The 25,693-nt window shown below is 52.6% G+C and carries 21 protein-coding genes and 4 tRNA genes; 7 read left to right on the forward strand and 18 right to left on the reverse strand.

From position 1 onward, the window contains the following. The coding region (locus FEK46_RS02725; RefSeq protein ID WP_138194641.1) for an autotransporter outer membrane beta-barrel domain-containing protein at nucleotides 1–1,138 on the forward strand (1,138 nt) is incomplete at its 5' end. 121 nt (nucleotides 1,139–1,259) lie between these two features. Here FEK46_RS02725 and luxS read toward each other — a convergent pair. The 13 genes from luxS to pncC form a co-directional block, all read right to left on the reverse strand. Beyond that, nucleotides 1,260–1,775 (reverse strand): S-ribosylhomocysteine lyase, encoded by a 516-nt coding sequence (luxS, locus tag FEK46_RS02730; RefSeq protein ID WP_001130211.1) that lies wholly within the window; start codon nucleotides 1,773–1,775, stop codon nucleotides 1,260–1,262. Nucleotides 1,776–1,924: 149 nt separating this feature from the next. Beyond that, nucleotides 1,925–3,481 (reverse strand): glutamate--cysteine ligase, encoded by a 1,557-nt coding sequence (gene gshA / locus FEK46_RS02735; protein WP_000611804.1) that lies wholly within the window; start codon nucleotides 3,479–3,481, stop codon nucleotides 1,925–1,927. A 72-nt stretch (nucleotides 3,482–3,553) separates the two neighbouring features. Continuing rightward, nucleotides 3,554–3,982, reverse strand: a complete 429-nt coding sequence (locus tag FEK46_RS02740) for a YqaA family protein (protein ID WP_064529936.1) — start codon at nucleotides 3,980–3,982, stop codon at nucleotides 3,554–3,556. Continuing rightward, a complete protein-coding gene (gene yqaB / locus FEK46_RS02745) occupies nucleotides 3,979–4,545 on the reverse strand; it encodes a fructose-1-phosphate/6-phosphogluconate phosphatase (RefSeq protein WP_000273309.1) in 567 nt (188 codons plus the stop codon). Before yqaB ends, FEK46_RS02740 begins: the two co-directional genes overlap by 4 nt. A gap of 147 nt (nucleotides 4,546–4,692) precedes the next feature. Continuing rightward, a tRNA-Arg gene (locus tag FEK46_RS02750) sits at nucleotides 4,693–4,769 on the reverse strand. Between the two features lie 197 nt (nucleotides 4,770–4,966). Further along, nucleotides 4,967–5,043, reverse strand: a tRNA-Arg gene (locus FEK46_RS02755). Nucleotides 5,044–5,107: 64 nt separating this feature from the next. Then, nucleotides 5,108–5,184, reverse strand: a tRNA-Arg gene (locus FEK46_RS02760). 3 nt (nucleotides 5,185–5,187) lie between these two features. Then, a tRNA-Ser gene (locus tag FEK46_RS02765) sits at nucleotides 5,188–5,280 on the reverse strand. A gap of 313 nt (nucleotides 5,281–5,593) precedes the next feature. Continuing rightward, nucleotides 5,594–5,779 (reverse strand): carbon storage regulator CsrA, encoded by a 186-nt coding sequence (gene csrA, locus FEK46_RS02770; RefSeq protein WP_000906486.1) that lies wholly within the window; start codon nucleotides 5,777–5,779, stop codon nucleotides 5,594–5,596. Nucleotides 5,780–6,013: 234 nt separating this feature from the next. After that, nucleotides 6,014–8,644, reverse strand: coding sequence for an alanine--tRNA ligase (alaS, locus tag FEK46_RS02775; RefSeq protein WP_000047170.1), 2,631 nt, complete (start codon nucleotides 8,642–8,644; stop codon nucleotides 6,014–6,016). A gap of 127 nt (nucleotides 8,645–8,771) precedes the next feature. Beyond that, nucleotides 8,772–9,272: a recombination regulator RecX gene (gene recX / locus FEK46_RS02780; protein WP_135494978.1), complete on the reverse strand. Its 501-nt coding sequence runs from the start codon at nucleotides 9,270–9,272 to the stop codon at nucleotides 8,772–8,774. Nucleotides 9,273–9,509: 237 nt separating this feature from the next. After that, a complete protein-coding gene (recA, locus tag FEK46_RS02785; RefSeq protein ID WP_000963153.1) occupies nucleotides 9,510–10,571 on the reverse strand; it encodes a recombinase RecA in 1,062 nt (353 codons plus the stop codon). Nucleotides 10,572–10,650: 79 nt separating this feature from the next. Next, a complete protein-coding gene (gene pncC, locus FEK46_RS02790; RefSeq protein WP_130214441.1) occupies nucleotides 10,651–11,148 on the reverse strand; it encodes a nicotinamide-nucleotide amidase in 498 nt (165 codons plus the stop codon). A 180-nt stretch (nucleotides 11,149–11,328) separates the two neighbouring features. Here pncC and FEK46_RS02795 point away from each other — a divergent pair, with 180 nt between their 5' ends. Further along, complete coding sequence (locus tag FEK46_RS02795) at nucleotides 11,329–11,568, forward strand: hypothetical protein (protein ID WP_130259313.1); 240 nt, start codon at nucleotides 11,329–11,331, stop codon at nucleotides 11,566–11,568. A 38-nt stretch (nucleotides 11,569–11,606) separates the two neighbouring features. On the opposite strand, the gene mltB is transcribed toward FEK46_RS02795, so the two are convergent. Next, nucleotides 11,607–12,692 (reverse strand): lytic murein transglycosylase B, encoded by a 1,086-nt coding sequence (mltB, locus tag FEK46_RS02800; RefSeq protein WP_130207614.1) that lies wholly within the window; start codon nucleotides 12,690–12,692, stop codon nucleotides 11,607–11,609. A 253-nt stretch (nucleotides 12,693–12,945) separates the two neighbouring features. Between mltB and gutQ the strand changes: the two genes are divergently transcribed. Then, entirely contained in the window at nucleotides 12,946–13,911 is a 966-nt protein-coding gene (gutQ, locus tag FEK46_RS02805; protein WP_001287417.1) for an arabinose-5-phosphate isomerase GutQ, read from the forward strand. On the opposite strand, the gene norR is transcribed toward gutQ, so the two are convergent. Next, a complete protein-coding gene (gene norR, locus FEK46_RS02810) occupies nucleotides 13,908–15,422 on the reverse strand; it encodes a nitric oxide reductase transcriptional regulator NorR (RefSeq protein WP_135559295.1) in 1,515 nt (504 codons plus the stop codon). The genes gutQ and norR overlap by 4 nt on opposite strands. Before the next feature lie 186 nt (nucleotides 15,423–15,608). Between norR and norV the strand changes: the two genes are divergently transcribed. Further along, nucleotides 15,609–17,048: an anaerobic nitric oxide reductase flavorubredoxin gene (norV, locus tag FEK46_RS02815; RefSeq protein WP_135559294.1), complete on the forward strand. Its 1,440-nt coding sequence runs from the start codon at nucleotides 15,609–15,611 to the stop codon at nucleotides 17,046–17,048. Then, complete coding sequence (gene norW, locus FEK46_RS02820; protein ID WP_135494981.1) at nucleotides 17,045–18,178, forward strand: NADH:flavorubredoxin reductase NorW; 1,134 nt, start codon at nucleotides 17,045–17,047, stop codon at nucleotides 18,176–18,178. Before norV ends, norW begins: the two co-directional genes overlap by 4 nt. 174 nt (nucleotides 18,179–18,352) lie before the next feature. Here the strand turns inward: norW and hypF are convergent, their stop codons facing one another. The 3 genes from hypF to ascG all read right to left on the reverse strand — a co-directional run bounded on the left by hypF (nucleotide 18,353) and on the right by ascG (nucleotide 22,444). Next, nucleotides 18,353–20,605: a carbamoyltransferase HypF gene (hypF, locus tag FEK46_RS02825; RefSeq protein WP_135559293.1), complete on the reverse strand. Its 2,253-nt coding sequence runs from the start codon at nucleotides 20,603–20,605 to the stop codon at nucleotides 18,353–18,355. Nucleotides 20,606–20,757: 152 nt separating this feature from the next. Next, the gene (gene hydN, locus FEK46_RS02830; protein ID WP_001078777.1) at nucleotides 20,758–21,285 is read right to left on the reverse strand and encodes an electron transport protein HydN; all 528 of its coding nucleotides are present in this window, start codon (nucleotides 21,283–21,285) and stop codon (nucleotides 20,758–20,760) included. 148 nt (nucleotides 21,286–21,433) lie between these two features. After that, nucleotides 21,434–22,444: a DNA-binding transcriptional regulator AscG gene (gene ascG, locus FEK46_RS02835; RefSeq protein WP_167852413.1), complete on the reverse strand. Its 1,011-nt coding sequence runs from the start codon at nucleotides 22,442–22,444 to the stop codon at nucleotides 21,434–21,436. Nucleotides 22,445–22,703: 259 nt separating this feature from the next. Between ascG and ascF the strand changes: the two genes are divergently transcribed. Continuing rightward, entirely contained in the window at nucleotides 22,704–24,161 is a 1,458-nt protein-coding gene (gene ascF, locus FEK46_RS02840) for a PTS cellobiose/arbutin/salicin transporter subunit IIBC (RefSeq protein WP_135559292.1), read from the forward strand. Nucleotides 24,162–24,169: 8 nt separating this feature from the next. Beyond that, nucleotides 24,170–25,594, forward strand: coding sequence for a 6-phospho-beta-glucosidase AscB (ascB, locus tag FEK46_RS02845; protein ID WP_135559291.1), 1,425 nt, complete (start codon nucleotides 24,170–24,172; stop codon nucleotides 25,592–25,594). The last annotated feature ends 99 nt before the right edge of the window (nucleotides 25,595–25,693 follow it).

The following is a 25,693-nucleotide window of genomic DNA, read 5'->3' on the forward strand; positions in this document are numbered from 1 at the left end:
AACCAGTGAAATTCCCGCAGGACCGTATACTCCGGTACTACCCGTCATCCCGGCCCCCGATCCTGAGCCACCTGTAACACCTGAGCCCCCTGTAACACCAGAACCGCCAGTGACACCGGAGCCGCCTGTTACGCCATCTGTTCCACAACCAGAACGAAAACATCTGTATCGCCCGGAAATTGGTAGCTATCTGGCCAATATTCAGGCGGCAAATACGCTGTTTAATACCCGACTGCATGACCGTCTGGGGGAAACACAATACACCGACCTGCTCACTGGCGAACAGAAAGTAACCAGTTTGTGGATGCGTAATATTGGCGGACATAATCGCTTTAAAGATCGTTCGGATGAATTGAGCACTCAGAGCAACCGTTATGTTCTGCAACTGGGTGGTGATCTCGCACAATGGAGCAGTAATGACCTTGATCGCTGGCATCTCGGCTTAATGGCTGGCTATGCCAACAGCAAGAGTCACACGCATTCCAGCCTGACCGGATACAGCTCACGTGGGCAAATCGACGGCTACAGTGTGGGCGTGTATGGCACCTGGTACGCTAACGAAGCAGACAAAACAGGGACTTATGTTGACAGCTGGTTGCTCTATAACTGGTTTGATAACACCGTCTCCGGCGAGTATCTGCCCAGTGAAAAGTATCACTCTGACGGCATCACCGCCGCCATTGAAGCGGGTTATACCTTCCGTCTCGGTGAAAGCGCTGATGCGCGTACCAGCTACTGGTTGCAGCCAAAAATGCAACTGACGTGGATGGACGTGAAGGCAGACAATCATACGGAAGACAATGGCACTCTGGTTGAGGACAGCACCGAAGGCAACCTGCAAACGCGTCTGGGGGTGAAAGCGTATCTGCAGGGTCATAATGCTATTGATGATCATAAAGAGCGTTCCTTCCAGCCTTTCGTGGAAGCCAACTGGATTTATAATTCCCGCAATTACAGCGTGAAGATGGATCACATCGGCGATGAGATCATCGGCGCACGTAACACTGGCGAGTTAAAAGCGGGGGTGGAAGGTCAGATTACTCCGCATCTGCAACTGTGGGGCAACGTCGCCCAGCAGTTGGGTGACAATGGTTACAGCGATACCCAGGGAATGCTGGGCGTGAAATATCTCTTCTGATATACCACTTTGCCACCTGTCACGTACAGGTGGCATGTTCCCTGCGTCAACCAGATAAGCGTAGCGCACCAGGCAAGCCTGACGGTGCTGTTGCATCTCCGGCTGCTTCTGCACTAACCAACTAAATGTGCAGTTCCTGCAACTTCTCTTTCGGCAGCGCCAGTTCTTCATTGCTGTTGATGCGCACGTCACGTTCCAGAATGCTACGCGCAATATCCTGTGCTTCCTGCAAAGAGTGCATCTGGTAAGTACCGCACTGATAGACGTTAAGTTCCGGGATCTGATTCTGATCCTGCACTTTCAGCACGTCTTCCATTGCCGCTTTCCAGGCATCAGCGACACGCTGCTCATCAGGCGTACCAATCAGACTCATATAAAAACCAGTGCGGCAGCCCATTGGTGAGATATCGATAATCTCAACGCCATTACCGTTAAGATGGTTACGCATAAAACCAGCAAACAGGTGCTCCAGGGTATGGATCCCTCTTTCTGGCATCACTTCTTTGTTCGGCACGCAGAAGCGAAGATCGAACACGGTAATTGCGTCGCCATGCGGGGTGTTCATTGTTTTTGCCACCCGAACTGCAGGCGCTTCCATCCGGGTATGATCGACTGTGAAGCTATCTAACAACGGCATTTAGCCACCTCCGGTAAATTTTTTTTAAATATTCTGAACTCTTTCTTCCCAGGCGAGTCTGAGTATATGAAAGACGCGCATTTGTTATCATCATCCCTGAATTCAGAGATGAAATTTTGGCCACTCACGAGTGGCCTTTTTCTTTTCTGTCAGGCGTGTTTTTCCAGCCACACCGCAAACGGTTCGGTATCAGCGGCTTCCATTTCCTGCTGGCGACGTTCAGACGCCTCGCGCTCGGCTACAAAATCCTCTTCGCGCAGAATTTCCAGCGGCTCTTCACGCAGAAGATTACGGTAGGCTTCTGCAAACGCTTTACCTGTTCCGCCAATGCCAGTATCAATCATAGACCTTAAGATACGCGCAGAGAAAGTCAGATCAGGATTATCGAAGCAGGCGACCAGTTCATCACACACTTTCTGGTACGCTTCGCCGCCGTTAATGCTATCCAGCGTTTGCGCGACGCGTTTTAGATCGCGGAACAGATCTTTACCCACCTGCGGCAACGGGAATTGCGCAGTTTCGCAACCGATACCCAGCGTCAGGCCCGGTTTACGACCCTCGAGGATCACCCGGTTCCAGTTAACGCGTGTACAGGCAAGTTCGCTACTGCTCATTTCCGGTGCATCAGCCAGCGCACACCAGACCATAAACAGGTCGAGGAAACGCACCTGCTGTTCATCTACACCAATCGGCGAGAACGGGTTGATGTCCAGCGAACGCACTTCAATATATTCAATGCCGCCACGTAATAGCGCATCAGAAGGCGATTCTCCGCTGCGAGTAACGCGTTTTGGACGAATCGGCGCATACAGTTCGTTTTCAATCTGCAGCACGTTGCTGTTGATTTGTAGCCGCTTACCGTCTTTCTCAATACCAATCTTCGCGTACTCTTCCGACGGCGTTTTGATAGCCTGCTTGAGCCCTGCGACGTACTCGTAGAGATCGTTGAAGGTAATACCGAGATTGCTTTGCGATTTATTGGTATAGCCAAGATCGCTCAAACGAAGAGAGGTCGCATACGGCAGGTAATACATACCGCACTCGGTTTTCTCAAACGGCAGCGACGTTGGTTTTCCTTGCAGGAAAGAAGAACAAATCGCCGGAGACGCACCAAACAGATAAGGGATGACCCAACCGAAGCGATAGTAGTTGCGGATAACGCGGAAATAGCCCGCAGAAATTTTCTCTTTGGCATCAGCGCCCGAGATATCACCGCACTTCGCTTGCCAGAATGCCATTGGCAAAGAGAAATTGTAGTGCACGCCGGAAATGGTTTGCATCAGCGCGCCGTAGCGATTTTTCAGCCCTTCACGGTACAGCGTTTTAAAGCGTCCGGTGTTAGAAGTGCCGTACTGTGCCAGTTCGATGTCCTGACCTTCTGCGATGTAGCATGGCATGCTTAACGGCCACATCCGCTCATCGCCCATATTGCGCGCCGTATAACGATGCAGGTCGCGCATAAAGGTCAGCATATGTTCAATATCACCATCCACTGGTGTAATAAATTCCAGCAATGCTTCCGCAAAATCGGTGGTTATCCATTTATGCGTTAGTGCGGAACCTAATGCTTCAGGATGACCTGTTGTTGCAAGTGTGCCATCAGCATTAACACGCAAAGTTTCGCGCTCCAGCCCACGCTGTATCCCCTTTAACGCCTGAGGATGTTTTTCCAGCCAGGCCAGCGCCTGTGATACGTCCGGGATCAAATTGACCTCCCGCCTGTCAAAATCGTTTTATTTAGCATAACTGTAATGGTGGCCATGTGTGCAGGCCTACAATTAGTGCCACCACATCATGCCCTGAACGGTAGCTACTGCAATCGCAACATAGCGTAACGCTTTACCAAGGCACAAAAAAAAGATTACTGGTCCCCACGAGATGCGCATCCATCCCGCTAACAGACACAGTAAATCGCCAACCACGGGCATCCAGCTTAATAATAGTGTGATTGCACCATATCGTTTCAGCCAGCCGATGGCTTTCTCTTGCCAGCGCGATGTTTTGCGCAGTGGAAAGAAACGCCCAAGGATAACGTTAGTTAGCCCTCCAAGGCTATTACCCATTGTTGCTGTTAACACTAAAACCCAGGGATGACTTACCCCGGAAAGTAACATTGCAACCAAGACGACTTCGGAATTACCGGGTAATAGTGTAGCGCTGAGGAAACTACTGGCAAACAACGAGAAAAGCGATAAAGCTTCACTCACAGCAAGCGAACATCCACAGCGTCCATGCCTGCAGCGCGAGCAGCCTGAATACCGAAATCAGCATCTTCAAAGACCACACACTGCGTTGGTTGCACGCCCATACGCTGTGCGCACAACAAAAATGTGTCTGGCGCAGGTTTATGGTGTTTGACGTGATCGGCGGCAACGACCGCATCAAAATAACGGCGTAATCCCAGGTGCGCCAGCAATGCCTCAGCGATGGCGCTTTCACTCCCCGTTCCAACAGCCATTGGTCGACGTCCGTGCCAGCTTTTCACCACTTCAACAAGAGGAAGCGGCTCGACGCTATCCAGCAGCATACTTCTTACTGCTTCTGTTTTTTCACGCGCTAACGCATGCGGGTCGAGATCGGCCTGATTCAGCTCAATAATCGCCTGAGCAATACGCCACGTGGGCGAGCCATTAAGCGCAATCATCGCCTGAACATCGTACTGAAGACCGTAATGCCCTAATACTTCGCGCCACGCTTTACGGTGCGTAGGCTCCGTATCCAGGATTGTGCCATCCATATCAAAAATTAAACCTGCATAACGCTCGTACATGGTCTTCTCGCAAGTCGAAAAATATGACGCTACTTTAGCGTAATTGCTTGATTTTGTCGCTGATGGCGAAGGAGAAGAAAATTCAGGAAATGGATAAAGTAGTTATTTAGAAATGAGATATTTTTGAAGGAAATTTTTTGGAGAAGATGGTGCATCCGGGAGGATTCGAACCTCCGACCGCTCGGTTCGTAGCCGAGTACTCTATCCAGCTGAGCTACGGATGCATCGGGAAATTTATTTTACTGCTGATATTGATACCGCTACGAAAGCCATATCAAGTAAGAGATGGTGCATCCGGGAGGATTACTCGCCTTGCGGCTCGCCCTTCGGGCCGTTGCTAAAGCAACGTTATCCTTCCTGGTGCCTGCGGTTAGTACCGCTACTTTTTCCATACCTTCATAGCTGAAAGTTACGGAGAATATGGTGCATCCGGGAGGATTCGAACCTCCGACCGCTCGGTTCGTAGCCGAGTACTCTATCCAGCTGAGCTACGGATGCATCGGGAAACTTACTTTACTGCAGATTTTTTGATACCGCTACTAAAGCCGTATCAAGTAAGAGATGGTGCATCCGGGAGGATTCGAACCTCCGACCGCTCGGTTCGTAGCCGAGTACTCTATCCAGCTGAGCTACGGATGCAAATGGCGGTGAGGCGGGGATTCGAACCCCGGATGCAGCTTTTGACCGCATACTCCCTTAGCAGGGGAGCGCCTTCAGCCTCTCGGCCACCTCACCACACGCCTCTTACGAGTGCTTCGAAGAACTTGTTTATCGCTCATCGTCGCTGCGTGGCGCACATATTACTTTCTGAGACTTATAAGTCAAACAATTTTTCCCACACTTTTATCGTTTGCACACTTCGCGCTCAATTAGTCTGTAAAAACGTCAAAAAGAGTGTTTTATCAACAGAAAAACAGGCCTCTGACAGGTAGCAGTGATAGAGAAAAATGAAGGCAAAAGTTAAATGAACGGGAGTAACGCGAAAAAAATGAAGTGAAAGAGAAATTTTGAGGGTGCGTCTCACCGTTAAAGATGAGACGCGGAAAGATTAGTAACTGGACTGCTGGGATTTTTCAGCCTGGATACGCTGGTAGATCTCTTCACGGTGAACAGAAACTTCCTTCGGGGCGTTTACGCCAATACGTACTTGGTTGCCCTTTACCCCTAAAACTGTCACGGTGACCTCATCCCCAATCATGAGGGTCTCACCAACTCGACGAGTCAGAATCAGCATTCTTTGCTCCTTGAAAGATTAAAAGAGTCGGGTCTCTCTGTATCCCGGCATTATCCATCATATAACGCCAAAAAGTAAGCAATGACAAACACATTACATCTAAGCAGTCATGGCATTACATTCTGTTAAACCTAAGTTTAGCCGATATACACAACTTCAACCTGACTTTATCATTGTCGATAGCGTCGATGCGAATGCCGTGAAGCAAGTCCACGGCATTGCCTGACACTTATATTATTGCAATTTCGCGCTGACCCAGCCTTTCACACTGGCTAACGCTGCAGGTAAGGCCGCAGCATCCGTACCACCGGCTTGCGCCATGTCAGGACGTCCACCACCCTTGCCGCCCACCTGCTGAGCGACCATACCAATCAGTTCCCCTGCTTTCACGCGATCTGTGACGTCCTTAGATACGCCTGCAATCAGAGAAACCTTACCTTCGGCTACCGTTGCCAGCACGATAATTGTCGACCCCAGCTGATTTTTTAAATCGTCAACCATGGTGCGCAACATTTTCGGCTCAACACCGCTAAGCTCACTAACCAACAGCTTAACACCATTAACATCAATTGCCTTACTGGAAAGATTTGCGCTCTCCTGTGCGGCAGCCTGTTCTTTAAGCTGTTGTAACTCTTTTTCCAGCTGACGCGTACGTTCCAGTACTGAGCGCACTTTATCAGCCAGATTATTGCTATCGCCTTTCAGCAGATGCGCGACTTCGCTTAAGCGATCGCTGTCTGCATGAACGGTGGCGATAGCACCTTCTCCGGTTACCGCTTCGATACGACGAACGCCTGCAGCAGTACCCGATTCAGAAATGATACGGAACAGACCAATATCACCGGTGCGGCTGGCGTGAGTACCACCACACAGCTCGGTGGAGAAATCGCCCATGCTCAGCACACGTACACGTTCATCATACTTCTCGCCGAACAGCGCCATCGCACCTTTCGCTTTCGCCGCTTCGAGATCCATGATGTTGGTTTCGATAGGCAAGTTACGACGAATCTGCGCGTTCACCAGATCTTCGACAGCACGAATCTCTTCTGGTTTCATCGCTTCGTTATGCGAGAAGTCAAAACGCAGCACCTTGTCATTAACCAGCGAACCTTTCTGGGAGACATGAGTACCCAGAACCTGACGCAGCGCAGCGTGCATCAGGTGCGTTGCGGAGTGATTCAGACGAATACGAGCGCGACGAGCTTCATCTACATCTGCCTGTACCGCGTCGCCCACTTTCAGAGAACCCGCAGCAAGTTTACCGATGTGACCAATCGCCTGGCCATATTTCTGCGTATCTTCCACCGCAAAGGAGAAGTTAGCGCCTTTCAGTTCGCCTTTATCGCCAACCTGACCGCCGGATTCTGCATAGAATGGCGTTTGATCCAGCACGACCACAGCTTCCTGGCCTGCATTGATGGCATCAACCGCTTTACCATCAACAAACAGCGCGGTCACTTTGCCGTTCAGTTCCAGATGGTCATAGCCTTTAAATTCAGATGCACTATCAACACGGATCATTGCGTTGTAATCGGCACCAAAGCCGCTGGCTTCGCGCGCACGACGACGCTGCTCTTCCATTGCTGCTTCAAAACCAGCTTCGTCAACTTTGATGTTGCGCTCACGGCAAACGTCAGCCGTCAGGTCAACCGGGAAGCCGTAGGTGTCGTACAGGCGGAAAGCTGTTTCACCATCCAGCGTATCACCAGAAAGTTTTGCCAGCTCTTCATCCAGCAGTGCCAGACCGCGCTCCAGAGTACGGGCAAACTGCTCTTCTTCAGTCTTCAGCACCTGCTCAACCTGCGCCTGCTGGCGTTTCAGGTCTTCACCCGCAGAGCCCATAACGTCGATCAGCGGACCAACCAGTTTGTAGAAGAAGGTTTCTTTCGCGCCCAGCATATTGCCGTGACGCACTGCGCGACGAATGATACGACGCAGCACATAACCACGGTTTTCGTTGGACGGCATTACGCCATCCGCGATCAGGAACGCACAAGAACGAATGTGGTCAGCGATAACGCGCAGCGATTTATTGCTCAGATCGGTCGCGCCAGTCACCTTAGCCACCGCCTGAATCAGCGTACGGAACAGGTCGATATCATAGTTGGAGTTTACGTGTTGCAGCACGGCGGCAATACGCTCCAGCCCCATACCGGTATCTACAGACGGCTTCGGCAGCGGTTCCATCGTGCCATCTGCCTGGCGGTTGAACTGCATGAAGACGATGTTCCAGATCTCAATGTAGCGGTCACCGTCTTCTTCCGGGCTTCCCGGAGGGCCACCCCAAATGTGGTCGCCGTGATCGTAGAAGATTTCGGTGCACGGGCCGCACGGACCAGTGTCACCCATCTGCCAGAAGTTGTCAGATGCGTATGGCGCACCTTTGTTATCGCCGATGCGAATAATACGTTCGCGCGGGATCCCTACTTCTTTTTCCCAGATTTCGTAGGCTTCGTCGTCGCTTTCATAGACGGTAACCCACAGACGCTCTTTCGGCAGGGCAAACCATTTTTCGCTGGTCAGCAGTTCCCATGCAAACTGAATGGCATCGTGTTTGAAATAGTCGCCGAAGCTGAAGTTGCCCAGCATTTCGAAGAAGGTATGGTGACGCGCGGTGTAACCGACGTTTTCCAGGTCGTTGTGTTTACCACCCGCACGCACGCAGCGTTGGGAAGTGGTAGCGCGGGAATAATTACGCTTGTCGAGCCCAAGGAAGACATCCTTGAACTGGTTCATCCCGGCGTTGGTAAACAACAAAGTTGGGTCGTTATGGGGTACCAGGGAGCTGCTGGCAACTACCTGATGCCCCTTACTATGGAAAAAGTCGAGAAACGCCTGACGGATCTCAGCGGTGCTCTTGCTCATAATTATCCTGAAATCAAGCTAACGAAATATCGCCACCAGCTACAGCGTGTCTTAACCGCCGGGCTGGTAACTGAAAAGTGGGAATAAGATAAGTTTTCTTGACTGGGAAGTAAAATACCGTATGCGTTCAGTCGGCAAAATTTCGCCAAATCTCCTGGATATCTTCCATCAGATAGCCACGATAGAGCAGAAAACGCTGGATCTTAACTTTTTCTGAAAAGACAGTTGGCAAAGGTTCGCCATATTTTCGCGTCGCCTGATCGCGTGCCAGCGCACACCAGTCAATGTCACATTCACGCATCGCTTTTTCTGTCGCTTCGCGGGAAATACCTTTCTGATTCAGTTCCTGACGAATACGCGCCGGACCATAGCCTTTGCGGCTACGGCTGGCAATAAAGCGCGCAACAAATCGGCTGTCATCGAGATAGCCATGTTCATGGCACCAGGCAATAACGCGCGCGTAATCTTCTGCCGTAGCATCAATCTCTTCCGGGCCATTTTTGCCCATAATCGGTGCCGCGAGTTTACGTCGCAATTCTTGCTCACTGTGATCGCGCACCGCCAGAATGCGTACCGCTCGATCCAACAGACGAGCATATGCCGAGCGACGGGATGTTGAGTCTGTCATGGCATATCCTTAAAACTTAAAAAACAAAAGGGCCGCAGATGCGACCCTGGTTTTGCTGACAAAGTGGCGTTGTTCATGCCGGATGCGGCGTGAGCGCCTTATCCGTCCTACAAACCGTGCAACTTCAATACATTGCAGAGAACATGTAGGTCTGATAAGCGTAGCGCATCAGGCAATTTTGCGTTTGTCATCCGTCTCAGAGTCGCAGATGCGCCCCTTGAGTATCAAACAAGACGATTAAAAATCTTCGTTAGTTTCTGCTACGCCTTCGCTGTCATCTACAGAGAAATCCGGCGTTGAGTTCGGGTTGCTCAGCAGCAGCTCACGTACTTTCTTCTCGATCTCTTTCGCGGTTTCCGGGTTATCTTTCAGCCAGGCAGTCGCATTCGCTTTACCCTGACCGATCTTCTCACCTTTGTAGCTGTACCACGCGCCTGCTTTCTCGATCAGCTTCTCTTTCACGCCCAGGTCAACCAACTCGCCGTAGAAGTTGATGCCTTCACCGTAGAGGATCTGGAATTCGGCCTGTTTAAACGGCGCTGCAATTTTGTTCTTCACCACTTTCACGCGGGTTTCGCTACCCACTACGTTTTCGCCCTCTTTCACCGCGCCGATACGACGGATGTCGAGACGAACAGAGGCGTAGAATTTCAGCGCGTTACCACCGGTAGTGGTTTCCGGGTTACCGAACATCACACCAATTTTCATACGGATCTGGTTGATGAAGATCAGCAGCGTGTTGGACTGCTTCAGGTTACCCGCCAGCTTACGCATCGCCTGGCTCATCATACGTGCTGCAAGGCCCATGTGAGAGTCGCCGATTTCGCCTTCGATTTCCGCTTTCGGCGTCAGTGCCGCCACGGAGTCAACGACGATAACGTCTACTGCGCCAGAACGCGCCAGAGCGTCACAGATTTCCAGTGCCTGCTCGCCGGTGTCCGGCTGGGAGCACAGCAGGTTGTCGATATCGACACCCAGTTTACGTGCATAGACTGGGTCCAGCGCGTGTTCAGCATCGATAAACGCACAGGTTTTACCTTCGCGCTGGGCAGCGGCAATCACCTGCAGCGTCAGCGTGGTTTTACCGGAAGATTCCGGTCCGTAGATTTCGACGATACGGCCCATCGGCAGACCACCTGCTCCGAGCGCGATATCCAGTGAAAGCGAACCAGTAGAGATGGTTTCCACATCCATGGAACGGTCTTCACCCAGGCGCATGATGGAGCCTTTACCAAATTGTTTCTCAATCTGGCCCAGTGCTGCCGCCAACGCTTTCTGTTTGTTTTCGTCGATAGCCATTTTTACTCCTGTCATGCCGGGTAATACCGGATAGTCAATATGTTCTGTTGAAGCAATTATACTGTATAGTCATACAGTATCAAGTATTTTGTAGAAATTGTTGCCGCAGCGTATTTAAGGCATAAGCCGTCGCCTTACGACGCACGGCATCGCGGTCGCCGCTAAAGCATTCCCGGCGGGTAATGCCTTCGCCGCGGGCTGTGGCAAAAGCAAACCAGACGGTGCCGACAGGCTTCTCTTCGCTGCCGCCATCCGGTCCGGCGATGCCACTGATAGCAACCGCATAATCAGCACGAGCCGCTTTCAGTGCGCCTATCGCCATTTCCACCACAACAGGTTCACTCACCGCGCCATGCTGCGCCAGCGTCTCTTCGCGTACGCCGATCATCTGCGCTTTGGCTTCGTTACTGTAGGTGACAAATCCGCGTTCAAACCAGGCGGAACTGCCGGCAATATCGGTAATCACTTTCGCTACCCAACCGCCAGTACAGGATTCAGCGGTTGTTACGGTTGCGCCACGGGATTTCAGCGCCAGCCCTACCTGCTCGCTTAACTGCATCAGTTCACTGTCAGTCATCACAACCTCTGTCAGTCAAAAATTTATGCCGGACAAGATAGCACTTTCCCGCAGAAGATGGGGACCAGCGATTCATTTTACGAGTCGCATTCCGAAATAAGACTGTTGCGGCCAACCGGTAAAGAAAAACGCTACCATGCAGCGTTCATATTGCCAGGTATTCACAAGGAGAGAAAAATAATGACAACAAAGAAAACGGATAACACCCCCCAAAACGTGCTTAAACAGACCACGCAAATACGTATGTGGGTCATCATTGGTGGCATCAGCGCACTGGTTTCAGTGATATGTAAGATTTTATCTTCTGGCTATCTTGAACCTTTCGACTTCGGTCAGGCTGCGTTAGGCGTTGTCTGCCTGGGATATGCGATATCGCTGTCAAAAAAAATCAGGCAATTACGTCATTCGAATAAACAGTAAGAAAGCAGAGGGAAGTTTAACCTCCCTCTTGCAGATAGTTACTGTACGCGCGCCAGCGCCACGGCTTGTCCTAACTGCCAGACCGCCATTGCGTAATGTGTGCTGTGGTTATAACGGGTAATGGTGTAGAAGTTCGGCAGACCGTACCAGTACTGATAACCTGTTCCAACATCCAAACGCAGCAGGCTGGCCTGTTGATGGTTGCCCAGCGACTGCTGTGGCGTTAAACCTGCCGCGGCAAGCTGCGAAATGCTGTACTTGGTTTTGAAGCCATTTGGCAAGCCTGGAGCCTGACCATTTGCCATTACCGCGACCTGATCGCCTTTTACCCAGCCGTGCGCTTTGAAATAGTTCGCCACGCTACCGATCGCATCAACCGGATCCCAAAGGTTGATATGCCCGTCGCCGCTGAAATCTACCGCATATTGTTTGTAAGACGACGGCATAAACTGTCCGTAGCCCATCGCCCCGGCAAAGGAACCTTTCAGATTGAGCGGATCGTCCTGCTCATCGCGCGCCATCAGCAGGAAGGTTTCCAGCTCGCCAGAGAAATACTCCGCGCGGCGTGGATAGTTAAATGACAGCGTTGCCAGCGCATCGAGGATGCGGGTTTTCCCCATCACGCGCCCCCAGCGGGTTTCGACGCCGATAATCCCGACGATAATTTCCGGCGGTACGCCATACACCTGCCACGCGCGATTCAGCGCATCTTCATACTGATTCCAGAAAACCACGCCGTTCTGCACGTTATCCGGCGTAATAAATTTTTTGCGATAACGCAGCCATGCGCCGTTCGGACCAGATGGCGGTTTCACCGATGTGGTTGGTGCCTGGTTATCCATCAGCCGCAGTACCGAATCCAGACGTTTCGCCTGAGAGAGAATTTCCTGCAATTGCTGACGATCGAAACCATGTTTGTTCACCATTTTTTCGATGAACTGCTGCGCATTGGGGTTATTGGCGAAATCTCCGCCCATCTGCATCACATTGTGCTGCGGCTCAAGCAGGAAGCCGCCGGACGGCGTTCCGGTGGTTGTTTCAGTCTCAGTCGGTTTTGGCTTGCTGCTACAGGCGGCAAGTAACACAAAAAGGGGAAGCAATGTTACATAACGATGCTTGAACATGAGGGGTCCATTTAACAAATTCAACCAGGGGCAAGTATGGTAAAGCATCCCGCCCAGCACAAGGAAGCGGTAGTCTGTTTTCGGCACTCCATTTCTCTTTAGTCTCTTCTTTCAGTTAATATTTTTTCTTAAAGTATGTTGTAACTAAATTCACATATGTTGTTTCCCTTCCCATAGCGCTGGATAATGAGCGCTCATTCCGGCCATCAATCCTTGGCTGGAATAAATAAATGGACCTTAACCGGAGAGAGCAATGAGTGAAGCACTACTGAACGCGGGACGTCAGACGTTAATGCTGGAGTTGCAGGAAGCAAGCCGTTTACCGGAACGTCTGGGCGATGATTTTGTTCGCGCCGCCAATATCATCCTGCACTGCGAAGGCAAAGTGGTAGTTTCGGGAATTGGCAAATCGGGCCACATTGGTAAGAAAATCGCCGCAACACTTGCCAGCACCGGCACACCGGCTTTTTTTGTCCATCCGGCAGAAGCACTGCACGGCGATCTGGGGATGATTGAAAGCCGCGATGTGATGCTGTTTATCTCTTACTCCGGTGGAGCGAAGGAACTGGATCTGATTATTCCACGTCTGGAAGACAAATCTATCGCGCTGCTGGCGATGACCGGCAAACCGACGTCACCGCTGGGACTCGCGGCGAAAGCGGTGCTGGATATCTCCGTAGAACGCGAAGCCTGTCCGATGCACCTTGCGCCGACCTCCAGCACCGTCAATACCCTGATGATGGGTGATGCGCTGGCGATGGCGGTCATGCAGGCACGCGGATTTAATGAAGAAGATTTTGCCCGCTCCCACCCAGCTGGGGCACTGGGCGCTCGCTTGCTGAATAAAGTGCATCATCTGATGCGCCGTGATGACGCTATCCCACAGGTAGCGTTAACCGCAAGCGTGATGGATGCGATGCTGGAACTCAGCCGCACCGGTCTGGGGCTGGTGGCGGTATGTGACGCTCAACAACAGGTACAAGGCGTCTTTACCGACGGTGATTTACGTCGCTGGCTGGTTGGCGGCGGCGCACTCACCACGCCAGTTAATGAAGCGATGACGACAGGCGGCACGACATTACAGGCACAAAGTCGCGCCATCGACGCCAAAGAAGTTCTGATGAAGCGCAAAATCACCGCCGCACCGGTGGTGGATGAAAACGGCAAACTCACCGGTGCGATTAACCTGCAGGATTTCTATCAGGCCGGAATTATTTAATCCTTCAATCCCAGACGTTTCGCCAGCCGATGCAGGTTGGCGACGTCGGTTTCCAGCATCCGCGCGCAGGCAGCCCAGTTGTTATGATTTTGTGCCAGTGCCTGGCGAATGGTTTCACGCTGGAACGCTTCTGTCGCTTCACGCAGATTTTGCTTAACAACGGGCATTGTCATCGCTTCTGGCAGCGGCAACGCCTCCTCAGGAAAAGCAAAATGTTGCGCCTCAAGAATCACTTCATCGCCGCTGCGAGTGGCTCTCGCCAGCACTACCGCCCGATGAATAGCATGTTCCAGTTCGCGCACATTTCCCGGAAAATTATAGTGTTGCAGTAATTTTCGCGCCCCGGCACTTAATACCACGCGGGAGAGCCCCAGCCGCAAACGACACTGCTCACAGAAATACCCTGCCAGCAGAATGACGTCATCGCCCCGCTCACGCAGCGGCGGCACCGAAAGTGGAAACACGCTCAGGCGATGAAACAAGTCGGCGCGAAATCGCCCTGCCAGCACCTCTTCGCGTAAGTCGCGGTTAGTCGCAGCCAGCACGCGCACATCGACCCGCAAACTGCGGTCATCGCCAACGCGCTGAATATCGCCATACTGCAACACCCTCAGCAGCTTGGCCTGCAATGCCAACGACAACTCGCCGATCTCATCCAGAAACAGCGTGCCGTTATCCGCCATTTCAAACTTCCCGCTGCGGTTACTGATAGCGCCAGTAAACGCTCCTTTCACATGCCCGAACAACTCACTTTCCGCCACACTTTCCGGCAGTGCGGCACAGTTGAGATAGACCAGCGGATTCACCGCCCTTGGCGAGGCTTCATGAATCGCTTTCGCCACCAGCTCCTTACCGGTTCCCGTCTCACCGCTGATCAGGACGTTGAGATCGGACGCCGCCACAATCTCAATCTCTTTTTTCAATTGCGTCATACCTGGCGACAGACCGATCATCTGCGTCTGTTTCACCGCTTCAAACGGCGCGGCATCGCCTGGCAGCATATTCTGGCTTTCCAGTTGTTCAATCAGCAACGCATTACTTAACGCTCCCGCCGCCAGCGCAGCAATCAGCCGTAACTCTTCGTCGCTGAAAACATCGAACTGATCGGGCTGCATCCCGTCGAGCGTCAGTGCGCCGATCAAGTTTTGTCCGGCAAACAACGGCAGGCCAACGCAGGCGTGAACCTTCAGACTCTCCTGCCCGGGAATCAAACCGTCATAGGGATCGGGCAATTCGCTGTCTGCGGGAAAACGCACCACGTCCCCGGCGCGGGCAATCGCTTCCAGCCGCGGATGACCTTCCAGCGCAAAGCGTCTACCGAGTACATCCTTCGCCAGCCCGTCGATGGCAAGCGGAATAAACTGCCGCGAGTCGTAACGTAGCAACGCAGACGCATCGCACTCCAGCACCTGACGCAGCGTGGTGATCAGGCGCTGAAAACGATCCTGATGACCAATTCCACGCTGCAATTCGATGGCGATATTCGCCAGCACATCAACGGAAAAACTCATCTTTGCCTCACTGTCAATTTGACTATAGATATTGTCATATCGACCATTTTATTAATAGTCATTTTGACTACTCATTAATGAGCATGATTTTATTTATATTTTAAAAACAATTAGATAAAAAACTGGCACGCAATCTGCAATTAGCAAGACATCTTTTTAGAACACGCTGAATAAATTGAGGTTGCTATGTCTATTGTGGTGAAAAATAACATTCATTGGGTTGGTCAACGTGACTGGGAAGTGCGTGATTTTCACGGTACAGAATATAAAACGCTGCGCGGCAGCAGCTACAACAGCTACCTCATCCGCGAAGAAAAAAACGTGCTGATCGACACCGTCGACCATAAATTCAGCCGCGAATTTGTGCAGAACCTGCGTAATGAAATCGATCTGGCGGATATCGACTACATCGTTATTAACCATGCAGAAGAGGACCACGCCGGGGCGCTGAGCGAACTGATGGCGCAAATTCCCGATACGCCGATTTACTGTACTGCCAACGCTATCGACTCGATAAATGGTCATCACCATCATCCGGAGTGGAATTTTAATGTGGTGAAAACTGGCGACACGCTGGATATCGGCAACGGCAAACAGCTCATTTTTGTCGAAACGCCAATGCTGCACTGGCCGGACAGCATGATGACTTACCTGACAGGCGACGCGGTGCTGTTCAGTAACGATGCTTTCGGTCAGCACTACTGCGACGAGCATCTGTTCAACGATGAAGTGGATCAGACGGAGCTTTTCGAGCAGTGCCAGCGTTACTACGCCAATATCCTGACGCCGTTCAGCCGCCTGGTAACGCCGAAAATTACCGAGATCCTGGGCTTTAACTTACCAGTCGATATGATAGCGACCTCTCACGGCGTGGTATGGCGCGATAACCCGACGCAAATTGTCGAGCTGTACCTGAAATGGGCGGCGGATTATCAGGAAGACAGAATCACCATTTTCTACGACACCATGTCGAATAATACCCGCATGATGGCTGACGCTATCGCCCAGGGGATTGCGGAAACCGACCCGCGCGTAGCGGTGAAAATTTTCAACGTCGCCCGAAGCGATAAAAACGAAATCCTGACCAATGTCTTCCGCTCAAAAGGCGTACTGGTTGGGACTTCGACGATGAATAACGTGATGATGCCGAAAATCGCCGGGCTGGTGGAGGAGATGACCGGATTACGCTTCCGTAACAAACGCGCCAGTGCTTTCGGCTCTCATGGTTGGAGCGGCGGTGCGGTGGATCGTCTTTCCACGCGCTTGCAGGATGCAGGTTTCGAAATGTCACTTAGCCTGAAAGCCAAATGGCGACCGGACCAGGATGCACTGGAATTATGCCGTGAACACGGTCGCGAAATCGCCCGTCAGTGGGCGCTCGCGCCGCTGCCACAAATCACGGTGAATACGGTAGTTAAAGAAGAAACCTCTGCCACCACGACGGCTGATCTCGGTCCGCGGATGCAGTGCAGCGTCTGCCAGTGGATTTACGATCCGGCAAAAGGCGAGCCAATGCAGGACGTCGCACCGGGAACGCCGTGGAGTGAAGTTCCGGACAACTTCCTCTGCCCGGAATGTTCCCTCGGCAAAGATGTCTTTGACGAACTGGCATCGGAGGCAAAATGAGTTACGGCATTGTGATCATTGGTTCGGGCTTCGCCGCCCGCCAACTGGTGAAAAATATCCGCAAACAGGACGCTACTATTCCATTAACCCTGATTGCCGCCGACAGCATGGATGAGTACAACAAACCTGACCTCAGCCATGTTATCAGCCAGGGGCAACGTGCCGACGACCTTACCCGCCAGACGGCAGGTGAATTTGCCGAGCAGTTTAATCTGCGCCTGTTTCCGCACACTTGGGTGACGGATATCGATGCCGAAGCCCATGTGGTGAAAAGTCAGAATAATCAGTGGCAATACGACAAGTTAGTGCTGGCAACCGGTGCCAGCGCCTTTGTCCCGCCAGTGCCTGGGCGTGAGTTAATGCTGACGTTAAATAGTCAGCAAGAGTATCGCGCCTGTGAAACACAACTGCAGGATGCCCAACGCGTGTTGATTGTCGGCGGTGGTTTGATTGGTAGCGAACTGGCGATGGATTTTTGTCGGGCAAGCAAAGCGGTCACGCTGATTGATAACGCCGCCAGCATTCTGGCGTCGTTAATGCCGCCGGAAGTAAGCAGCCGCTTGCAGCATCGGTTGACGGAGATGGGCGTTCATCTGCTGTTAAAATCTCAGTTGCAGGGGCTGGAAAAAACGGATTCTGGCATTCTGGCAACGCTGAACCGCCAGCGTAGCATCGAAGTGGATGCGGTAATTGCCGCCACCGGACTGCGCCCGGAAACCGCCCTGGCACGACGCGCCGGGCTGACGATTAATCGCGGCGTTTGCGTCGACAGTTATCTGCAAACCAGTAATGCCGATATTTATGCGCTGGGCGATTGCGCGGAAATTAACGGTCAGGTATTGCCGTTCCTCCAGCCGATTCAACTTAGCGCGATGGTGCTGGCAAAAAATCTTCTCGGCAATAACACGCCGCTGAAACTACCGGCGATGCTGGTGAAAATCAAAACGCCGGAATTACCGCTGCATCTGGCAGGCGAAACCCAGCGTCAGGATTTACGCTGGCAGATTAATACCGAACGCCAGGGAATGGTGGCGCGCGGCGTTGACGATGCAGACCAGCTTCGCGCCTTTGTGGTCAGTGAGGATCGGATGAAAGAGGCATTTGGATTGTTGAAAACGTTGCCGATGTAGGCGGGCTACTGTGCCTAAAATGTCGGATGCGACCTACGGGGACGCATGTGTTGGCCGGATAAGGCGTTTACGCCGCATCCAGCTACTGTACCCAAAATGTCGGATGCAACGCTCGCGCGTCTTATCCGACCTACGGGGAGCGCATCCGGCAATGGTGGCCAAATGCAACACGTTTTATCCGTTCTGGACTTCACCCGCTAACCAACGAGCCGCAGCAATAACCCCCTGCCCCAGAGACAAGCCGCCATCACCCGCCGGTAAACTCTGTGGAAAGAGCAACGTGAAATCAGCGAGATAATGCGCCAGACGTGCACGCAGCAAACGGTTATGAATAACCCCACCGCTAAATACCAGCGTAGTGATACCGCGCATCGTGGCCTGCTCACGCATCAACGCGGCAAAACCCTGCGCCAGCGCATCATGAAACGCCCACGCGCGTTGATTAACCGGTGCCTGCCAGTTCAGCCACTGCTGCCAGAAAGTGGCGAGATCCAGTTGATTGTCCACCAGCGGCATCGTCACCGGATGCGTCACTCCGTGGCACGAAGCTGCGAGTGCCTCCAGAGCACAAGCCGCTTCACCTTCATAACTTAACGTGGCTGGCGCACAGCCCAGTGCCGCCGCTACGGCATCGAACAAACGCCCACACGATGACGCCAGCGGCGCGTTAATTCCACGTTCAATGGCCCGCGCCAGCACGCTCCAGTTTTGCTGTTGCACACTTGCCGTTTCAGGATAATTCTGCCACTCCGGCACAAAGCGCAGGCACTGCGCCAACAGGTTTCGCCACGGCTGCTTCGCCGCCAAATCGCCACCCGGAAGCGCCACCGCAGGCAAGCCGCCCAAGTGCTGGCATTCGCGATAGTTCACCCGCAGACACTCGCCGCCCCACAAAGCGCCGTTCTCCCCCATACCGATACCGTCGAGCGTCAAAGCAATGACATCCCCGCCATCCAGTGGCCAGTGATGTTCTGCCAGACACGCCGCCGCGTGGGCATGATGATGCAGCACCGTTTGCGTCGGCAGATTCATTTCGCTCGCCCACTGGCTGGAGACATAGCCCGGATGCACGTCATGCACAACGTATTGCGGGGTAAAATCGTAGATGTTTTGCATCAGGCGTAACGCTTCGCGCCACTGCATCTGGATGCCATCGTCACTTAAATCGCCCAGATGCTGACTCAACACCGCTTGTTCACCGCGCACCAGGCAGAAGGTATTTTTCAGATCCGCGCCGAGACACAGCACAGGCGGAACATTTTTAAAGCCCGGAGGCAAAGCCAGCGCATCCGGCACATACCCCCGCGAACGGCGCAGCATTTCGCCGCTTTCGCGCACCACTGAATCATCCATCCGCTGCACGATGTCGCGGTTATGTATCAAGAATCCGTCGGCAATGCCCTGCAAATCCTCCAGCGCCTGTTCGTTGCTGATAGCCGGTGGTTTACCGCTCAGGTTGCCGGAGGTCATCACCAGCGGGCATTGCAATTCCTGTAACAGCAAATGCTGGAGCGGATTCGCAGGCAACATCACCCCGACTTCGTTAAGGCCAGGGGCGATATCATCACAAAGCTCAGGAACGTATTTTTTATCCACCAGCACAATCGGCGCGGCGGGCGTGGTGAGCAACTGGCGGGCAGCGTCTGGTAAACCGTCTGCCACTGGCAACATGACCGCCAGCGGTTTCGCCGGGCGATGTTTGCGCGCCCGAAGTGTCGCCACCGCGTTACTGTTACGTGCATCGCAGGCGAGATGAAATCCGCCAATCCCTTTGATGGCGACAATGTTGCCCATTTTTAACTGTGCGATAGCTGCCTGTAATGCCGCCTCTTGTTCCTCATGTTCACCATGACTTACCCATTCAAGATGCGGGCCACACTCCGGGCAGGCCACCGGCTGGGCGTGGAAGCGACGATCGAGCGGGTCACGGTACTCTTTGTCACAAGCCGAACACAGCGGAAACGCCGCCATCACGGTAAACGGGCGGTCGTAAGGCATGGCGCGAATAATGGTGAAACGCGGGCCGCAGTGGGTACAGTTGATAAACGGATAACGATAACGCCGTTCGCCTAGGGTATTCATTTCGGCAAGACAGGCAGGGCAAGTAGCGGCATCGGGAACAATTTGCGTATTCATGACGCCGCCCGCGCTCTGGCGGATGGTGAACTCAGTGGGCAGTTGTGACCAGATAAACGGCTCACGCTCGACGCTATCAATACGCGCCAGCGGCGGGCAGTGCTGATGCAATTGAACAAGAAACATTTCCGGGTCTTCCAGCAGCCGGACTTCCACGCCATCGCCGTCATTACAGACATCGCCGTGAAGATTTAATTGCTGTGCCAGCTGCCAAACAAACGGACGAAAACCGACGCCCTGCACTTTGCCACGAATACGCAGTTGGACACCGCAAGATGTGTTTTTTGCCATTGAGTTATTCCCGCCATCATGAATTGCGTAACCCGCCCAGCCGGACACGACAGCGTCGCATCCGGCAGCCACAGGTCGGCGATACCGCCCGCACCGTATTCTACGAATATTTCCGGGAATTCCTTTGATGCCAGAACAGTTCTGTAAGATTTTTAGAACATCAGCGCCGTGCGGCGGCGTTTTTCTGCGCTCAGTTGTTCAAGTTTATTACGATCGACACAAATCAGCGCATGGGTCGGGCAAGCTGCCATACACGCCGGGCCGTCTTCACGATGGTTACAGAGGTCGCATTTATTGGCTTCAGCTTTGTCAGCCCGTACATTAAGCCCCGCGCCGCTGTTGCGAATCACCGGACGTACCACCACTTCCATCGCGCCATACGGGCAAGCCACAACGCAGGTTTTGCAACCAATGCAACGTTCCTGCATCACATGAACAAACCCTTTATCACGGCTGATAGCACCATTCGGGCAGACGTTAGCGCACGGTGCATCTTCACACTGACGGCAGACTGTTGCCGTGGAAATGTTCACACCTTTAATGACATGGATTCGCGGTAAAAAAGTTTCCGGGGTCAGCGATGCACAGTCCTGATTTTCCTGATGAGAAACCACGCACGCCACTTCACAAGTACGGCAACCAATACATTTACTCGCGTCAGCAATGATGAAACGGTTCATCAAATTCTCCAGCAATGACAGTTAATGCGCCGATACATTCACAAATCATGCCAGTTTTTAATTTACTGTTATTTAAGGAAATTAATTTCTGCGATGCAGGAAAAACGATGTCATCGACACTAGTGACGATGACATGTGATGACAGTGTTTATTGCGAAAGAGCAATGAGTGAGTCGCGGCGGATCAGTTTTCCGCTGAAGGTTTTCGGCGGTGAGAAATCCCCGCCATCGAGCATAAAAATCAGCCGTCCAATAATTTCCTGAATCATCTCAGTCACCGGAATTTTTACGCTGGAGAGCGCCGGAACGGTGTAGGGGGCAATTGCGATATCATCGAATCCGATAACTGACACCTGCTCTGGCACCGCTATGCCGCGCTCGTGTAACGCTTTCATCGCACCAATCGCCATATCGTCGTTACTGGCAACTAACGCGCTAAATTTAGCCCCACGTTCGAGTAACGTTTCTACCCCTTCGGCCCCGCTGGCGGGCGTCCATTTACCGTTAACGATAAGTTTTTCATCGAGCGCAATACCATGCTGCGCCAGCGCGTCTTTATATCCGGCAAGACGTTCAATGCTGGTGGGAGAATCCATCGAGCCGGTAAGGAAAGCAATCTCCTGATGTCCGGCGTTTATCAACTCTGCCACGGCGTTAAAGCTGGTCTGTTTATGATCGCACCAGACGCTATGGCTGCTGTTTTTGCGCAGGCGGCGATTAAGCACCATTATCGGCTGACTGTGCGCGTCAATGATGTCATCGATCTCATCCACGCTTAAAAAACGCGGGTAAATCATGATGGCGTCGCAGCGCAAATCCAGCAGATACTGAATCGCCTGGCGCTCTTCTTCGGCGCTATGTTTGCCATCTGCCAATAGCAACTGTCGCCCTTTCTCTTCCGCCATTCGCGCGGCATGAAACAGTAATTCACTAAAATAAATGCCGTGGTAAAGCGTGTTGGTCACTACCAGCCCCAGCGTCTGAGTACTCTTCGCCGACAGATTGCGCGCCAGCAAGTTTGGGCGGTAACCGCTCTCTTCTACCGCCTGAAACACGCGATCTTTAGTCTCCTGGCTGACGTAGCCATTACCTGAAAGCACGCGGGAAACGGTCGCTTTTGAAACCCCGGCGCGCTTCGCCACTTCCAGCATCGTCGTCATCATTTTCATCCCTTTACACGCAATCAACGCAGTGTACTGCACCGTTTGCCGATTGTCCTTGCGCAATCGGCGGGAAAAATATTCAGGTGACCGGTTTCACAAATATAAAAAATGAACAATTAACTCTCTTGCTTATTTTTTGACAACTATTCATGATTTTGTGAAACCGGTTTCTTAATTCCGTTTCAGCATCGGCATTTTTCCGTCCCGTCGACTGATAACAACTACATCTACCCTACTGATAACAGGATAAAATCCGATGGCCAAAAATTATGCGGCGCTGGCACGCTCGGTGATAGCAGCACTGGGCAGCGTTGATAACATCTCGGCAGTCACGCACTGTATGACGCGTTTGCGCTTTGTTATCAAAGATGACCAGCTTATCGACAGCCCGACGTTAAAAACCATCCCCGGCGTGCTCGGCGTGGTACGTAGTGACAACCAGTGTCAGGTAATTATCGGCAATACCGTTTCGCAAGCCTTTCAGGAAGTCGTCAGTCTGCTGCCGGGAGATATGCAGCCCGCACAGCCCGTGGGTAAACCTAAACTCACGCTACGTCGCATTGGTGCGGGGATCCTTGATGCGCTGATCGGCACCATGTCACCGCTGATCCCGGCGATTATCGGCGGATCGATGGTCAAACTACTGGCGATGATCCTCGAGATGAGCGGCGTGTTGACAAAAGGATCGCCGACCTTAACCATTCTGAATGTGATTGGTGACGGTGCTTTCTTCTTCCTGCCGCTAATGGTCGCGGCATCTGCCGCCATCAAATTTAAAACCAATATGTCGCTGGCGATTGCCATCGCGGGTGTGCTGGTACATCCGAGTTTTATTGAACTGATGGCGAAAGCGGCCCAGGGTGAACATGTCGAATTTGCCCTGATTCCGGTCACCGCGGTGAAATATACCTACACGGTGATCCCGGCGCTGGTGATGACCTGGTGCCTGTCATATATCGAACGCTGGGTGGACAGCATTACACCGGCGGTGACCAAAAACTTCCTCAAACCGATGCTGATTGTGTTGATTGCCGCACCGCTGGCAATCCTGCTAATTGGCCCGATTGGTATCTGGATCGGTAGCGCCATTTCGGCGCTGGTTTACACCATCCATGGTTATCTGGGCTGGCTTTCAGTCGCCATTATGGGCGCACTGTGGCCTCTGCTGGTAATGACCGGGATGCACCGCGTCTTTACGCCAACCATCATTCAGACCATTGCCGAAACCGGCAAAGAAGGGATGGTCATGCCGTCCGAGATCGGCGCTAACCTGTCGCTGGGCGGTTCATCGCTGGCGGTGGCGTGGAAAACGAAAAACCCGGAACTGCGCCAGACGGCGCTGGCTGCAGCGGCATCAGCCATTATGGCGGGGATTTCCGAACCGGCGTTATACGGCGTGGCGATCCGCCTGAAACGTCCGCTTATCGCCAGTCTTATCAGCGGTTTTATTTGCGGGGCGGTTGCCGGTATGGCGGGACTTGCCAGCCACTCAATGGCAGCGCCGGGGTTATTTACCAGCGTGCAGTTCTTCGACCCGGCGAATCCAATGAGCATCGTCTGGGTGTTCGCCGTCATGGCGCTGGCGGTTGTGCTGTCGTTTATCCTCACACTGTTGCTCGGCTTTGAGGATATTCCTGTTGAGGAAGCGGCTGCCGAGGCGCGAAAGCATCAGAGTGCACAAACGACCGTCGCCAAAGAAGTAAGTCTTAATTGAGGATGAAAATGTCAGTATTTCCAGAAGGTTTTTTATGGGGCGGCGCGCTTGCCGCCAACCAGTCTGAAGGTGCGTACCGTAAAGGTGGCAAAGGGCTGACCACGGTCGATATGATCCCACATGGCGAGCATCGAATGGCGGTGAAACTGGGGCTGGAAAAACGTTTTCAGTTGCGCGATGACGAGTTTTATCCCAGCCATGAGGCGACGGATTTTTATCATCGTTATAAAGAAGATATCGCCCTGATGGCAGAGATGGGATTCAAGGTTTTCCGTACCTCGATTGCCTGGAGCCGCCTCTTTCCGCAGGGCGATGAACTGACGCCCAACCCGCAGGGCATTGCTTTTTATCGTTCGGTCTTTGAAGAGTGTAAAAAGTACGGCATCGAACCGCTGGTCACGTTGTGCCACTTCGATGTGCCGATGCATCTGGTCACCGAATATGGCTCCTGGCGTAACCGCAAGCTGGTGGAGTTTTTCAGCCGCTACGCCAGAACCTGCTTTGAAGCCTTTGATGGCCTGGTGAAATACTGGCTCACCTTCAATGAAATCAACATTATGTTGCATAGCCCGTTTTCCGGCGCGGGTCTGGTGTTTGAAGAAGGTGAAAATCAGGATCAGGTAAAATATCAGGCCGCGCATCACCAACTGATTGCCAGTGCATTAGCCACCAAAATCGCCCATGAGGTTAACCCGCAAAATCAGGTGGGCTGTATGCTGGCGGGCGGTAACTTCTACCCTTACAGTTGCAAGCCGGAAGATGTCTGGGCGGCGCTGGAGAAAGACAGGGAAAACCTGTTTTTTATTGATGTGCAGGCGCGGGGCGCGTATCCGGCTTACTCTGCCCGCGTATTCCGCGAAAAAGGGGTAACCATCGACAAAGCACCTGGCGATGATGAAATCCTGAAAAATACCGTCGATTTTGTCTCTTTCAGCTATTACGCCTCGCGCTGCGCCTCGGCGGAGATGAACGCCAACAACAGCAGTGCGGCGAACGTGGTGAAATCGCTGCGTAACCCGTATCTACAGGTAAGCGACTGGGGCTGGGGTATTGATCCACTCGGTCTGCGTATCACCATGAATATGATGTACGACCGTTATCAGAAGCCGCTGTTTCTGGTGGAAAACGGCCTGGGCGCAAAAGATGAATTTGCTGCTAATGGTGAGATTAACGATGACTATCGCATCAGCTATTTACGCGAACATATCCGCGCAATGGGCGAAGCGATTGCAGACGGCATTCCGCTGATGGGCTACACCACCTGGGGCTGTATTGATTTGGTTTCCGCCTCTACGGGTGAAATGAGCAAGCGCTACGGTTTTGTCTACGTAGACCGTGACGACGCAGGCAACGGTACGCTGACGCGCACGCGTAAGAAATCGTTCTGGTGGTATAAAAAAGTGATTGCCAGTAACGGTGAAGATTTAGAGTAAGTAACAGTGCCGGATGCGGCGTGAACGCCTTATCCGGCCTACATGTCGCACGAACCAGGTAGGCCCGATAAGCGCAGCGCATCAGGCAATCTGGCGTTT

Origin of the sequence: Escherichia sp. E4736 (assembly GCF_005781225.1) — a bacterium.
Lineage (GTDB): Bacteria > Pseudomonadota > Gammaproteobacteria > Enterobacterales > Enterobacteriaceae > Escherichia.